The sequence below is a fragment of the Proteiniphilum sp. genome, assembly GCF_034331125.1.
GTDB classification, from domain to species: domain Bacteria; phylum Bacteroidota; class Bacteroidia; order Bacteroidales; family Dysgonomonadaceae; genus Proteiniphilum; species Proteiniphilum saccharofermentans.
Genome location: NZ_JAXQGC010000026.1, coordinates 33,462 through 47,894, shown reverse-complemented (window position 1 = coordinate 47,894; position 14,433 = coordinate 33,462). Strand labels below are relative to the sequence as shown.

Genomic DNA, 14,433 nt, shown 5'->3' with positions numbered 1-14,433 from the left:
ACATGTTAAACATCATACATTCTTTATAAATAGAATCGGACACTTTATTTAGAAAAATCGACAGTTTTTTGTCAGCCAATTGTACATACCCAATTATGCATATCCATACCCGTATTTCTTATAAATGCCATATCGGTAGGACGCTCGGTTTAAATTGACAGAATTGAGTACGAAATACATCTTCTTAAGTCTGTTTTCATTAAAATACCTGTCAGCATCTTCCACATACTTTTTCGGTGTAACGCCGGCACGGGTAATAAACAGATTCACATCTGCGATACGATCCAACAAAAAGCCGTCGGACACCATCCCTATCGGTGATGTATCGACAATAATAAAATCGTATTCACCTTTTAAATCGTTGATCAATTCATCCAGCGCCGGCTTTGCCAATAGCTCGTTCGGGTTTGGAGGAATAGATCCGGCAGTGATAACAGATAGATTGGGATGGATTCCTGATGGCTTTACCAGTTCCAGCTTATCCAAATAACCTGAAAGATAGAGCGTAATTCCCTTTTTAGTGTCCAGACCCAGTTGTTTGGCCAGTTTGGGTTTTCGAATATCAAGTTCGACCAATAACACCTTTTTATCAAGCAAGGCCAGGCTCATTGCCAGATTGAGAGATACAAACGATTTCCCTTCTCCACTGACGCTCGATAGTATATTGATCACTTTTTTATCTTTACTGTCAACCACAAACAAAAGGTTGGCACGTAGCAGTCTCAACATTTCGTTAAAACTATCGTTGTTGTCCTCTTTCACCATAACAGTTTCCGACTGCGTCGTCTTGGGTATTTCTCCCAAAAGTGGGATCGAAGATATTCTCTCCAATTCCTCTTTGCTATCTAGTTGATAACGCAATAAATCCCTTATCTTAATGCCAATTATGGGTAAGATTGCGCCAATGACAAAAAACAGAAGCAGAATAATCATTTTTTGAGGCCATACCACACCTGCTACACGGATATTGTCCACCAATTTAGAATTAGGCTCCACTGCCGTCATATTCATATAACGTTCTTCTTTTTTCTTAAGCAGATAGAGAAATAACTCTTCCTTGATATTCTGTTGACGTTTAATATCGGAGAAAGCCCGTTCTTGTTGGGGTATAGCCCTGATCATAGCGTTATTCCGATAATACTCGTTGTTGATATCCTTTAATTGGATCTCCAGCGTATTTTTCTCACTTTGCAAACCGGACACTACGGAACTGAATGTGGATTGCAGTTGATTATTCAGGTCAATCATCGATTGATTGCTGTTGGAGGCAATCCGTGCCAGCCTGTTTCGCTCCAATACTAAATCATTATAGGTTGTAATCTGGGAGTTCAATACGGCACTTTGAATGCCGGTATTGGCAGGGATAAATTGAGTATGACCGCTGTATTGCTGTATGGAATTTAACAAACTCGAGACGATACCATATTGCGATTCAACATCCATTCTTCGCTGGCTTATACTTGCCAGTTGAGAATTATACAGGTTGGCCTGAGATGCGATATCGGTGAGTCCCTGTGATTGTCTGAACTGTTGTGCCTGATCTTCCACACTACTTAACTCGTTACTCAGATTGGCAAGATGGTTGTCAATTATCGTTGCTGTTTTTTCGGCCAGTACCAATTGATCCCTGATCCCCTGCTCGTTATATGCCTCAATGTATTCTCTCAGAAAATCCCTTCCCAATTGCATATTGGCAGCGTTCATCGTGATATCCGCTACTGAAGAGGCTCTTGAGGTTAATTTCACATCCATCGAACCTATAAATCCATCTGCAACACTTAATGGATGCCGGATAACTACCCTGACCCATCTTTCTTCCGGTATTACTTTGCCTTTAGCAATCCGGAGTTCTCCAAAGGGTAATTGCACGGTGGAATCGTTTTTCGAAGCTTTCACCCGGTACTTTTCTCCGTCAAACCTGCCGTCAAACAGATAATTACCATCGGGATAGGCTGTCAGATCAAACGTTATTTCTTTTTGCAAGACATTTAGTTGATCTTCCGATAGTATGACCCTGAGAGGTAGTTCGTCTCCATATAGTACTGCAGTCTTTCGTTTAGGGAAGTCTGGGATAATTTTATTTATCCCCAACAAAGGCTTCATTTCAGTGTAAGTGGCATACAGGTGATGTTCACGAACAACACTTTCAGCAATCATCGACTTTTTCATGATCTGCACTTCATTATCCACATTATTCCTTCTGGTAACTACGCCAATATCATGCCCCATATTCAATTCAGCATTGCCCCCTTTCAGATCATCTTTGAATAGAATAGAAGTGGTAATCTGGTATCTTGGCAATGTAAAATAGATATAAGCTACCGCGATGGCAAGACAGAAAGCAATAGACAATACAAACCATTTCCAGTAACCTAAATATTTCATAAGAATAGACACCCCGTCAATCTTCTTTTCAGACAGAGCGATAAATTCTTCTTCAACTCCCAAATTCATGTTCATAATTTTTTATAAGTTTATCGTGGTCGTGACAATACTGAAAAAAGGGAGACTCCTAATGTGGCCACGGAGATCAGTATTGACAAGGTAGAAATCCTGAAGTTCTCCGCCGCACCATATCTGGATGAGTTGGCTCTCGTTTGATTGGGTTCAACATAGACAATGTCATTTTGTTCCAGGAAAAAGGCAGGAGAATCAAATACTTTTTTATTGTTAAGATTCAAGGTATAGATTACTTTCTCTCCGTTTTCATTTTCCCGCAATACTTTCACATTGTCGCGTTTACCATATATGGTCATGTCTCCGGCCATGGCCAATCCCTCAAATATGGTCATACGACCGTTTGTAGTTTCAAACTTACCCGGTCTCTGTACTTCTCCCAGTACGTTCACCGTGTAATTCAAAAATCTGACGGTAATCACCGGCATCTCTTCTATAAAGTAAGGTTCTAATTGCTTTCCAATATGCTCTTCCAATTGCTTGGCGGTTAATCCCCCCACCTTTAGCTTTCCCAAGGAGGGGAAATTGATGGTCCCATCATTGTCCACAAGGTAGCTTTGCAATGCAGGTTGAGTCAGAATGGAGCTCGATCTGGCATCAACCTGTGGCATAACGAGGTTATATCTACTCGCAGCCGCAGGTTCACTACTCACTACCGTAATTGAAAGCATATCTTTGGGTTTGATTTGGGCATCATATTTTTCACTGTTGAGGACAGTCTGCCCTTGGTCGGTTTGCTGGAAGTAGGCAATATCTTTCACTTGTGTACAGGAAACTGTAATGCAAGCAAAGACCAGCAGATAAATAATTTTTCTCATTTTCGAATTTTCTTTTGGGGTAATTGCACAATATATCCCTATTTTCAACAGAAAAGGGACAATTGGTTATGCAACAACCAGTAACTGTGATTTTTAATTTCTCTACAATGACAAAATTTTTATTTTGTGCACCGCTATATTCTTAACTAAATTAGTTAAGTGCTGCAAATATAAATAGAGAATACATTTTTTCTATAAAAAAAGGCTTACATAATATTACATTTTGGACAACAAAAATCACAAAACCTACTATGGTGCTCACTTTGCTAATCTTTATTTTTTTGAAATAATTCTACATTGTGTATTTTTGTCCCGTTAATACACTTTAATTCTTATTAATTTGAATATTTTTCACATCTATAGGCCTGTATTTTAACATGATGATACGAAAATAAAAGCGTATATTTGCACTGCAATCAAACAACAAGCTACATTGAACTGGTTACTCTCGGTGGAAGTAACTTTATTGGAAAATTAGGCATACTCTCCCGTTAAACAACCTGTCGGGAAATAAATCGTTAGTTATCGGTACTTTCCACCGAATAATGCCGGATATCAGACTTATGTTTAAAACAACACTATTTAATTGAAAAAAGGAAAATGAAACGAAACAACATTATTATCATTCTGGGGGTGGCATTGTTGTGCCTCCCTATCCACATATCTTATGGCCAGGGTGCCAGATATACGGGATCATACAAGAAATCATCCATCATTACCCATAATCGCAAAAATAATTTTGTGATTGAGGGGTTAGACTTTTCTGATGCTAAAGGTGATATTATTGCACTATACCATTGTGAAAATGTTATCATTCGGAACAACAGGTTTCGCTCTTCTGATAAAAGAGGTGTGTATTTGTATCAATGCAAAAACATAACAATTATAGACAATACATTCGAAAATGTGCGAACTGCACTGACTGCCCAAGAATCTCAAGGAATCAAATTTGAGTACAATGACGTACTTAATTTAGGAGGCCTTTTAGCTTTATCGGATAATACCATTAATGGTTTTGCCACCTTGTTTAACAAGGTAACCGGAGCAGGGAACAGTATCAGTTACAATGCTATCGAAAATATTTTCGGGGATAGTTCTCCTGGAGATATTATCAACGTGAATGGATCAGACGGAACGTCCCAAAGCCCTATTATGGTGAAAGGAAACTGGATCAAAGGAGGTGGCCCGTCACCAAACGGTGGAGGAATTCTGTTAGGAGATTTAGGAGGCTCTTATCAAATTGCTGAAGATAATATCCTTGTCGATCCCGGACAATATGGTATTGGTATTGCAGGTGGCCATAACATGACCATAAGAAATAATAAGATATATGGCAAAAAACAATATTTTACCAATGTAGCTCTTTACGCCAAAAATTTTTACGAGTCCAGGTTTGGCAAATCTCACACGCTTAGGATTGAGAACAACATCGTTAATTATACAAACCGTGACGGAGTAGCCGGTAACTCATGGTGGATTAGCGACAACGTGAAACCGGTCACAGTCGTAGAGAGCAACAAATATGACCCGAGTTTATCGGCTTCTATCCTCCCGAATAAGATCTTAGGAAGAGCACGCTCAACTACTTCTCCAGAAGATGATAAAAGCAATCCCGATACTTCATTGCCCGATATAAAGAATGACCCCTCCATCCAGATTTATCTGGATAGCTATAACCGGGTTTGTGTGAACGTTCAGGGAACTTTGATTTCACCATCGGCAGAAATTATCGGTGCCAACAACAAATCGGAGATCATCTATCGCCAACCGCTAAAACGTTTTCATACTGTGCTGCCTAATAGACCTGCTCCGGGTAATTACACTATCTTCGTAACAAACGGGGATAAAGCACACATGAAAACGCTTTATATTCCCTGATTCAGAAATTATATCATTGCAATATTTAAAAGCCTGGGCCATATAACGTATGAGTATGCATCTTTCCTATCCTCGGCTTAAATACAAAAATTGCATATAACTACATTATTATAACAATCATACAAAACAAACACATTATCATCGCGTATAAAAAGATGACTCTGAAGAGTACATCTAAATAATAAAACAATCGTATGAAAAAAATTATATACTTACTGGGATTCCTTGCGCTAGGAATCATCGTTTCCTGCGAGAAGGAAGTAGAAAGCGCTGCAGCAGCCGATGCAACCAAGTTGGTCAACGTCACCGGACAATGGGAAGTGACAGCCTATAATGATTCCACACTAATATCCGGACCGTTTAAGGTAATCACCCTGAAAAATCCTTCTGCCGAGAGTGATTCGATCACTATTCAGGACACTGAGGTGAAATTCTGGGAATTCCAAATAAAAGCGTTTGTCGACGAAAAGAATGGCACTTTCCAAACGGAACTATCTAATTGCGAAGTAAGTGAGGAAGCTATTGGAATAAAAATTTCGAACGGAAAGATATTCAATTCGGACAGCATTTACTTCGAGATACAGTTCGAGGACGATGAAACTCCTTACGGGAACACTTACCAGTTAAAAGGACATCGAATAAAGGAATAAATCACCTTTGTGCAACAGAAGAAACAGGTTGATCTACTTCTTGCTTATTGACCAGTTCTTTCAGTGTGTCTATCAGTTGCTTCTTGTTGAGTATATCCAGTTTCCTGTTAATACGGTGAATCGTCACGAACACTGCATCCAGGGTCCGGTTAGTAATTGAGGCAATATCCTTGCTGTCCATATCGTTTACAAGTAATCCGCAAAGGATCACTTCTCGATGGGACAGTGAGGGATACGCCTTCTGGATAATGCGTAATTCCCTTTCATAATAAACCAGATCGTCTAACGTCAGTTGTTGGTTTTCCTCCCTGAAATATTTCTTCATCAAGCTCTCATGCATGCTTTTTCCCGTTCTGTTCAAATAGGGTTTCAATTTTGCAACCTCTTCCTTCACCGAATAGAGTGACGAGATGGAGGCTACAGAATATTTTTCAGATGCTTTTGAAAAATATATAATATACACTTGTCCTAATGAAGGATTGTTAACCCGACTCAGGGAATAATTCATTATTTCGTGTTTGCCATTGAGTAGAATGACATGCACCTTCTGATCGTTAACTATATCTTCATTGACTTTTTTATAACAATCACATAAATATGGATTGATTTTTCTCCATGTTGTCAGGTCGAAGATTTCCCCTTCATTCATTCCAAGCATTTCATAAGCACGCCTGTTCAAGACAACTTCCCCTTTCAAAGGAATATAAACAGCCGTAGGATAAGGAATTTGATTAATATCGACCACAATCGCTACATTGGACTGGTACTCAGTACCAACCCCTATTTCAAATTTTTGGGTTCGCATTTTGCTGTGACTTTTAATATTTGTCGCAAATATATAACATAAGGTCGATATTTAAATACTATTTAACCAAGAAAAAACTTACAAAAACTTACAAATTTCAACACACTTATAGCAAATGATTGATTTTAAAATATTTAAATGAATTAATATTTTTTGTTTCATATGGAATAATTCCACAGTTTTCTGCACTTTTAATTGTGAAAACTTTTTTTCAACTTTAACTACCCAAATTACTCCAATGCAATTTTCACAGGCTCTTTTTAGTCAAAATTTATCTTTCTAATAAATTTAGCCGGATTACCCGCCCATATTTCGTTTTCCGGAATGCTTCTCGTAACAACAGAACAAGCCCCTATAATGGAATTATTACCTACGGTTACTCCTTTTAATATTGTTGAATGAGCGCCAATAAATACATTGTTGCCAATTATAACCGGTTTATTATCTGTATTAATTTTATCCATACCTTTATCTTTGCGGATTTCGGAATCTAAAGAATGAAAATCAGTATCGTAAATACAGACCCCTCCTCCTATTTTCACATTATCACCTATATGGATACTTATATTGGCTATCAAAGCAGTAGAGCTTATTCCTACATTATTACCAATTATTAATTCAGCGCCATTGTCCACAAATAGTATACATCTTTGCACCCTCCCTATAGGATTTCCTCGTATATTATTATTCATGTGAAAATTATCACCAATTACACATTTTCCTTTTCGTGCAACCGATACGAAAGGAACTCCATTAGTAACTATTTTTTTGTACTCCACATTATTTCCTTCCAAGATTATTCGGCATGCTATGTATTGAAATTTACCTTTCACGTATCTTAAAACGAACCTGAACGCCCTAAATATTAAAGAGAAATATTTCCTCATAATGCACCTATTATTTCATTGTAAATATCTAACTGGTTTTGAAGCACTTTAGTTTGGTCATTTCTTTGGAATGCCGTGTTTCTAGCCTCTACCGACATTTTTTTAACCAGTTCCTGATCAGTGATAATTCTTTCTATTTGTTGAGCACATGACCAATGATCTCCAGTTGGAAAATAAAGAGCAGATTTACCGTGTTCTGCCAGTTGAGGCAAAGCACCGGCAAATGAAGCAACAATAGGAACACCCACCATCATAGATTCTGCCATAAACAGACAATATGTTTCAACAAAGGACGGAACCACCACTAATGATGATTTATGCATTTCACCTATCATTTCATTTGCGTTCAATTTTCCCAGCCATGAAATAGAATCTGCGATACCTAACTTTTTTGCCTTTCTGAGTAACCAACTGGTATAACCTTCTCTAATAAATCCATATTTTTTCTTAATCTGAATACCTCCTCCAATATTCAGTCTTATATTGGGATACTTATTTTTAAGGAGTGCAATAGCATCAAAAATAACCTGTAAACCTTTATAAGGAATGGCTGCGGAGCATGAGGTAAATATATTTATAGTCTGACTGTTTTTCTGATACTCCCAAATCGGCGCTTCATAAAATTCACTCCTTAGCATGATTCCCGCTTTGAAGATATTACTTTTTGGACTTAAAGATTTAATGATCGAATCAACCCAATCTGATTGTACTGAAATATTTTCCATCTGCTGGATCAATAGAGTTTCATATCTACCTCTATTTGCAAATTCTTTCCGGACAAAATAAGGGTGATTCTTCGGGCGAAGTATTTCTTTCAAACCGATACATCTCAACAGATCGTTGTAGGATAGTCCACCGTAATAATTTCTCGCTATAGAAAATAACAACCCCTGTATTTCCAATAATATAGGGGTTTGAATCTTTGCTTCGGTTAATGCGGAGACAAGACCATTTTCTGTCCCCCAAACATGGATTAAATCAGGTTTTATTTCATTATTAATCTTTTTTACGAACGAGATTAGCTTTTTTGATGCTTTTTTGTAGTTTCTTTTTTCTTTATAGGGTATAAGCCATTGAGTTACGTTATTGGCATTCTTTTGCGTAATGGATTTAACATTTCCGTAGGTTACATTATAAAGTTCAATATCTGTAGTTTCAGTTATCGCATTACCCATTGCAATTAACCACGTTCCTGTAGATTTAATTTTTTCATCTGAAAATTGTGCGGAGGCAGCGAACCAAAGTATTTTTCTTTTTGCACTCATCTGAATGTTAATTTATATATACTGTTACTATAAAACTTTTAGCCTGAATTATTATTAGTCCTTTTCAAAAAGTCATGCACTGAAAGAAAGCAAATAAAATAGTAAAAAAAGTCACAGAATTCATTGTTCTAGATCTATAAGAGCACCTCAGGTGGATAAATAAGTTATTCAAATAAGAGTTAACGTCTTGTCCGGATCGATATATATTGTTTTTTTCGCATCCTCTTAATAATATACAACAACAAGAACCTGAAAGGACTTTTCAGTGTGCAATAATACAAATAATTCTTTACAAAACAATCTTTCCCCCGGAGTTATTTCATACGATCAAAATTATTTATTTTCAAAGGTAGCGTATGGAACTCGCTTTAATCATGTATATTTGTATGATAAAACGAAAACATGGATATATCAGTTGTCATACCGCTTTACAACGAGGAGGAGTCGCTCACCGAACTGCATGAGTGGATTCGGCACGTCATGCTTGAAAACAAACTGTCGTATGAGATTATTTTCGTGGATGATGGGAGTAACGACGGGTCATGGGAAATCATTAAAGAACTAAAAAACAGATATGATACTGTAAGGGCGATTAAATTCCGTCGGAATTACGGGAAATCGCCGGCCCTGTATTGTGCTTTCCAGAAAGCGCAAGGCGATGTAATCATCACTATGGACGCCGACCTTCAGGATAGCCCTGATGAGATACCGGAGCTTTACCGGATGATTCAGGAAGAGGGGTATGATCTGGTTTCAGGTTGGAAAAAGAAAAGATATGATGATAAACTGACCAAAAACTTACCTTCGAAACTCTTCAACGCTACTGCCAGAAAGGTTTCAGGCATTAAACTCCACGATTTTAACTGTGGATTGAAAGCCTATCGTAAATCGCTGGCTAAGAGTATCGAGGTCTATAATGATATGCACCGCTGGATCCCTGTATTAGCCAAGAATGCAGGATTTACCCGTATAGGCGAGAAAGTGGTCCGGCACAGTCCGAGGAAATACGGAAAAAGTAAATTCGGTGCAAACCGTTTCGTCAATGGTTATCTCGACCTGATGACGCTTTGGTTTCTGAGCCGGTTCGGGAAAAAGCCTATGCATTTTTTCGGCCTGTGGGGAAGCCTGATGTTCCTGCTGGGATTGATTGCTATTGTTCTGGTGGGCGCTATTAAACTGTATGATATGCATCACGGCAATCCATACCGCCTGGTCACAGAATCGCCCTACTTTTATATTTCCCTTACCATGATGATTCTGGGTACCCTACTCTTCCTCGCAGGATTCCTGGGCGAACTGGTATCAAGGAATGCACCTGAAAGAAACCACTACCGGATTGATGAAGAATTCTGAAAAAAGTGGAAAAGTGGAAAGGTGGAAAGGTGATTAGGTTGCCCCGATAGAATCGGGAGGAGTAATGATGGTTTAGCGATGTAGCATTTTGATAATAAGTAATTTTTATTTTCACTTTTAATTAAAAATATATGCAAATAAAATATCAATACAATCTGTTATTGTTCTTAGTTCTTATGCTGTCCTGTACGTCGGGAAGCAAACGGAACGACCTTTATTATCAGGATCAGGGAGAGATATTCACGACCGGATATAATATCAAGTATGCCTACAACCGCTCATTAAAGGAGGATATCGTGGCGGAACTCAACAGGTTTGATATGTCGTTAAACCCTTTCAAAGAGAACTCTATCATTACGAAAGTAAATCGAAATGAACCGGTGGAACTCGATTCTTTCTTCCTGAAGGTGTTCCGGAGATCGGAAGAGATCTCACGCACGACAGGCGGGAAATTCGACATCACCGTCTCTCCGCTTATCAATGCCTGGGGTTTCGGTTTTCAGAATATGGACACTATCACCCCGGAAATTATCGATAGCCTGAAAGACTTTGTCGGCTATGAAAAAATATCGGTCGATGCCGGGGGAAATATTGTCAAAACCGACCCACGGGTGCAGATAAACACTTCTGCCATAGCCAAAGGATATGCCTGTGATGTAATTGCCGATCTGCTGGAAAGCTATGGCATAGAGAATTATATGGTGGAAATTGGCGGCGAGATTGCGGCCAAAGGGGTGAACGACAAGGGAGACTGCTGGCGTATCGGGATAGATAAACCCATCGACGACGCCACCGGTATGTTACACAACCTGCAAGCAGTACTTTCACTCTGCAATAAATCACTCGCCACATCGGGGAACTACCGCAACTACTATATCAAAGAAGGTAAGAAATATGCCCATACCATTGATCCACATACCGGATATCCCGCACAACTGGATATTTTGGGAGCTACCGTAATTGCCGATGATTGTATGACCGCCGACGCTTATGCCACCGCTTTTATGGCTATGGGTTTAGAGCAATCGGTTGAAACAGCCAAACAAATACCCGGGTTACACTATTATTTTATTTATGAAAAACCCGACGGATCATTCGGTATAGAGTATTCTGAAGGCTTTGAACAGTTTTTTGTGAAAAAAGACGATGCATAATAAAATGGATATACTAAAAAAGAATGGAACAACTACAAGCAAAGAAAAAAAGCCTGAATATTGAAAAAATGTGTCATCAAAAGAAAAATCGGGGCATAATCAGTGCCAACACATCTGATGCATCTTATGGAAAGCTATCCATAGCATTATCGATATTATTTATATTCTCTTCTTTTTTTCTTCCCGCCCAAGAAGCCGAGACACCTACATACCCCAATTTTAAAGTCGATGGAACATTAAAAAATAAATTCGAGCATGCCTCTGAGACTGGCATGTCCCGTTTCTCTGTCCGTAACTCCCGTATCGGTGTAGCAGGGAATATCAATTCTTATTCGGCCTACAGGGTACAAGTGGAGCTTAGTGACGAAGGCAAATTCAGTGTATTGGACCTCAGTGGGACACTGAAACCTATCGAAGGTCTGTCACTCACATTAGGACAAACCAGTATACCTTTATTCAATAGTTATATTGTCACTCCCGGTGCAATGATGTTTGCCAATCGAGCTTTCATGGGGAAATATTTTTTAAGTACCCGTGATTTGGGTTTTGTAGCTAAATATGATTTTCTTCTCGGTACTATTCCCACGAAGTTTGAGTTTGGCGTATTTAATGGAAATACGATCAACGATCCGGTCTGGAAGAAAAATATGTCTTATGGAGGAAGAATAGAATTGGGTAATATGCAGGGGTTTCGCATGACCGCAAAAATATACGACTATCCTAATGACGAAACTACCCATTTTCTTTTCTATGGTGCCGACCTGCGTTACGAACAAAATAACTGGAAAGTAGAAACTGAAATCATGAAGAAAGAGAGTAAAACTGAGTTTCATACCGATTTGCTTTCTTATTATCTGCAAGGTGCATATACGATACCCGTCCGGACAAAGATGTTTGAATTTGTCCGGCCAGCCGTTCGATGGGATGCCATTGACGGACAACCCGAAGTAGGCGGTTTCGATGTCAACCGGTTGACAACAGGTATCGGTTTCGGATTTAATAATGAGCGTTTTTCCTCTATTCTCCGGCTCGATTATGAATGGTATATGGTGAATCATGAAATGGATATCTTTTCACCAAATGATGAGATGGATTCTGATAAATTCACCCTGGAGTTGCTTTTTACTTTTTAAATATGCTGAAAAAGTATAATGTAGAACCATGGGGCATATATGTATAAATCCAATATAAAAGATTGATAAAATAGCAAAAATATAGATTAACCTGTTTTTTAATTGCGTAGAATTGGGTATTTTTGTCTTTCGCAAACTCTTGGAAAATTGATCAATGCAAACAAATTAATAAATTCACACATGAAAAGAAAATCTTCTATTTTGTCCCTTCTGCTCATTGTCGGAGTCGCCATTTTCTCGACTTCGTGCAGCAGCAAATTAAAGCCGCTTACGCAGAACAACTTCAACGTAACACCTTCCCCGCTTGAAACAGTAGGGAACCAAATCCCTGTGACCATTAATGGTACATTCCCCGAAAAATGGTTTAACAAAAATGCTACGGTGACTATCACCCCCATTCTGAAATATGCCAGTGGTGAAATTGCCGGCACTCCTTACAGTTATCAGGGAGAGAATATCTCCGGTAACAGGATTACCATTTCTCAAAACAGGGGTGGTAACTTCTCGATGAACAGCTCATTCCCTTACACTCCCGAGATGCAGTCATCAGAACTCTACCTCAGGTTCGACGGAAGAATTAAGAACAAACGCTCTAATCTACCTGATCTGAAAGTGGCTGATGGAGTGATCGCTACATCAGCCCTTGCGGATGTGGCAACTACCTCTCCTTCCGTAGCGCCTGATGGATTTCAGCGTATCATTCAGGACGCCCAGGAAGCCAATATCATGTTCGTCATCCAGCAAGCCAATTTGCGCCAGAGTGAGTTGAACAAACGGGATATGGCAGAATGGAAACGTCGTGTGGAAGAAGCATTCAACGATCCCCGTCAAAATGTAAATGTAGAGGTGTCTGCCTATGCATCACCCGATGGGGGTCTCTCCCTTAACGAAAGACTTGCCGCTGAACGTGAGCGGAACACCTCCAAATATCTGGAAAGTGAGTTGGATAAGAGAAAGATCGATACCGAAGTGTATGCACATTATACGGCCCAGGACTGGGAAGGATTCCGTCAGTTGGTTTCCGCCTCCAATCTGCAGGACAAAGAACTAATCCTACGTGTACTGGAGATGTATCCCGATTCTGAGACCCGCGAAAGAGAAATCAAGAATATCTCTTATGTGTTCGAGGAACTGGCAGGCACCATTCTGCCTCAACTGCGCCGTTCACGTATCATCGCCAATATCGAGATCATCGGTAAGTCGGATGATGAAATCATGACGGCATGGAAGCAAAATCCGAAAGAACTATCGGTTGAAGAATTATTGTACGCCTCTACGCTCACCAACGACGAGACCCTAAAAGAGAGTATTTATCAATATGTAACTGCAAACTTCTCCAACGATTACAGGGGATGGAACAATATCGGAACCATGTTCTTTAAACGCGGGGATTATGCCAAAGCTAAACAATCATTTGATCATGCAGCGCAGGTGAATCCTTCTGCTCCAGAAGTAAATATGAACAAAGCCCTGTTTGCTATAATGGACAATGACCTGAACTCCGCCAACGAACTGTTGGGACGGTCTGCCGGTGCTGCCGGACTTGATGAAGCCATGGGTCTTCTCAACCTGTTTCAGGGTAATTATAACCAGGCTGTGGGTGCTTATGGACAAAGCAAAAGCAACAATGCAGGCTTGGCGCAATTATTAGTAAGAGACTATAATAGGGCAAAACAAACTCTTGAAGCAGTGGAAAATCCCGATGCAATAACGGCTTACCTACTTGCTGTGATCGCCTCCAGAACCAATAACTTCAACGAAGTGGCATCCAATCTGCGTACTGCCATCGGCCGGGACAGAAGTATCGCCACCAAGGCTCTGAACGATCTGGAATTCGCGAAATATCGCACTAACCAGGAATTTATGTCAATCGTCAGATAAAATCCAAGTACTGAAAGAATAGTTCTAATTACCCCTTACAAGGTTTATAAGACAAAGAGGCTGTCTCAGAATGAAGATTAACTTCAGTGAGGCAGTCTCTCTTTTTTTGTAAAAACCCTATTCAAATGAAATAAACAAACCTGAAAACACGT

Annotated in this window: 11 protein-coding genes; 6 read left to right on the top strand and 5 right to left on the bottom strand. The window is 39.4% G+C overall.

The annotated features are described in order from the left end of the window. Positions 1-93: 93 nt before the first annotated feature. A complete protein-coding gene (locus U2P89_RS05465; protein ID WP_322190843.1) occupies positions 94-2,460 on the bottom strand; it encodes an exopolysaccharide transport family protein in 2,367 nt (788 codons plus the stop codon). A gap of 14 nt (positions 2,461-2,474) precedes the next feature. Continuing rightward, positions 2,475-3,275 (bottom strand): polysaccharide biosynthesis/export family protein, encoded by an 801-nt coding sequence (locus U2P89_RS05460; RefSeq protein ID WP_313380226.1) that lies wholly within the window; start codon positions 3,273-3,275, stop codon positions 2,475-2,477. Between the two features lie 600 nt (positions 3,276-3,875). Here U2P89_RS05460 and U2P89_RS05455 point away from each other — a divergent pair. After that, positions 3,876-5,153, top strand: coding sequence for a right-handed parallel beta-helix repeat-containing protein (locus tag U2P89_RS05455; RefSeq protein WP_322190842.1), 1,278 nt, complete (start codon positions 3,876-3,878; stop codon positions 5,151-5,153). Between the two features lie 194 nt (positions 5,154-5,347). After that, complete coding sequence (locus tag U2P89_RS05450; RefSeq protein WP_322190841.1) at positions 5,348-5,803, top strand: lipid-binding protein; 456 nt, start codon at positions 5,348-5,350, stop codon at positions 5,801-5,803. Between the two features lies 1 nt (position 5,804). On the opposite strand, the gene U2P89_RS05445 is transcribed toward U2P89_RS05450, so the two are convergent. The 3 genes from U2P89_RS05445 to U2P89_RS05435 all read right to left on the bottom strand — a co-directional run bounded on the left by U2P89_RS05445 (position 5,805) and on the right by U2P89_RS05435 (position 8,760). After that, positions 5,805-6,608, bottom strand: a complete 804-nt coding sequence (locus U2P89_RS05445; RefSeq protein WP_313380221.1) for a hypothetical protein — start codon at positions 6,606-6,608, stop codon at positions 5,805-5,807. 260 nt (positions 6,609-6,868) lie between these two features. Then, on the bottom strand, positions 6,869-7,495 hold the full coding sequence (locus U2P89_RS05440) for an acyltransferase (RefSeq protein ID WP_322190840.1): 627 nt from the start codon (positions 7,493-7,495) through the stop codon (positions 6,869-6,871). Then, entirely contained in the window at positions 7,492-8,760 is a 1,269-nt protein-coding gene (locus U2P89_RS05435; RefSeq protein WP_322190839.1) for a glycosyltransferase, read from the bottom strand. Before U2P89_RS05435 ends, U2P89_RS05440 begins: the two co-directional genes overlap by 4 nt. 402 nt (positions 8,761-9,162) lie before the next feature. Between U2P89_RS05435 and U2P89_RS05430 the strand changes: the two genes are divergently transcribed. From U2P89_RS05430 to U2P89_RS05415, 4 genes are all read left to right on the top strand, one after another. Continuing rightward, entirely contained in the window at positions 9,163-10,113 is a 951-nt protein-coding gene (locus tag U2P89_RS05430) for a glycosyltransferase family 2 protein (RefSeq protein ID WP_322190838.1), read from the top strand. 131 nt (positions 10,114-10,244) lie between these two features. Next, complete coding sequence (locus U2P89_RS05425; protein WP_313382299.1) at positions 10,245-11,267, top strand: FAD:protein FMN transferase; 1,023 nt, start codon at positions 10,245-10,247, stop codon at positions 11,265-11,267. Positions 11,268-11,290: 23 nt separating this feature from the next. Beyond that, a complete protein-coding gene (locus U2P89_RS05420; RefSeq protein ID WP_322190837.1) occupies positions 11,291-12,400 on the top strand; it encodes a hypothetical protein in 1,110 nt (369 codons plus the stop codon). Between the two features lie 180 nt (positions 12,401-12,580). Then, positions 12,581-14,281 carry a tetratricopeptide repeat protein gene (locus U2P89_RS05415; RefSeq protein WP_091905278.1) on the top strand — a complete coding sequence of 567 codons (1,701 nt, stop codon included), beginning with the start codon at positions 12,581-12,583 and terminating at the stop codon, positions 14,279-14,281. Positions 14,282-14,433: the final 152 nt, after the last annotated feature.

What these genes read in the sequence shown, in the direction of transcription:
- U2P89_RS05435 (WP_322190839.1), bottom strand. Translation starts at nt 8,760, where the DNA reads ATGAGTGCAAAAAGAAAAATACTTTGGTTCGCTGCCTCCGCACAATTT.
- U2P89_RS05440 (WP_322190840.1), bottom strand. Translation starts at nt 7,495, where the DNA reads ATGAGGAAATATTTCTCTTTAATATTTAGGGCGTTCAGGTTCGTTTTA.
- U2P89_RS05425 (WP_313382299.1), top strand. Translation starts at nt 10,245, where the DNA reads ATGCAAATAAAATATCAATACAATCTGTTATTGTTCTTAGTTCTTATG.
- U2P89_RS05455 (WP_322190842.1), top strand. Translation starts at nt 3,876, where the DNA reads ATGAAACGAAACAACATTATTATCATTCTGGGGGTGGCATTGTTGTGC.
- U2P89_RS05415 (WP_091905278.1), top strand. Translation starts at nt 12,581, where the DNA reads ATGAAAAGAAAATCTTCTATTTTGTCCCTTCTGCTCATTGTCGGAGTC.
- U2P89_RS05465 (WP_322190843.1), bottom strand. Translation starts at nt 2,460, where the DNA reads ATGAACATGAATTTGGGAGTTGAAGAAGAATTTATCGCTCTGTCTGAA.
- U2P89_RS05445 (WP_313380221.1), bottom strand. Translation starts at nt 6,608, where the DNA reads ATGCGAACCCAAAAATTTGAAATAGGGGTTGGTACTGAGTACCAGTCC.
- U2P89_RS05420 (WP_322190837.1), top strand. Translation starts at nt 11,291, where the DNA reads ATGGAACAACTACAAGCAAAGAAAAAAAGCCTGAATATTGAAAAAATG.
- U2P89_RS05460 (WP_313380226.1), bottom strand. Translation starts at nt 3,275, where the DNA reads ATGAGAAAAATTATTTATCTGCTGGTCTTTGCTTGCATTACAGTTTCC.
- U2P89_RS05450 (WP_322190841.1), top strand. Translation starts at nt 5,348, where the DNA reads ATGAAAAAAATTATATACTTACTGGGATTCCTTGCGCTAGGAATCATC.
- U2P89_RS05430 (WP_322190838.1), top strand. Translation starts at nt 9,163, where the DNA reads ATGGATATATCAGTTGTCATACCGCTTTACAACGAGGAGGAGTCGCTC.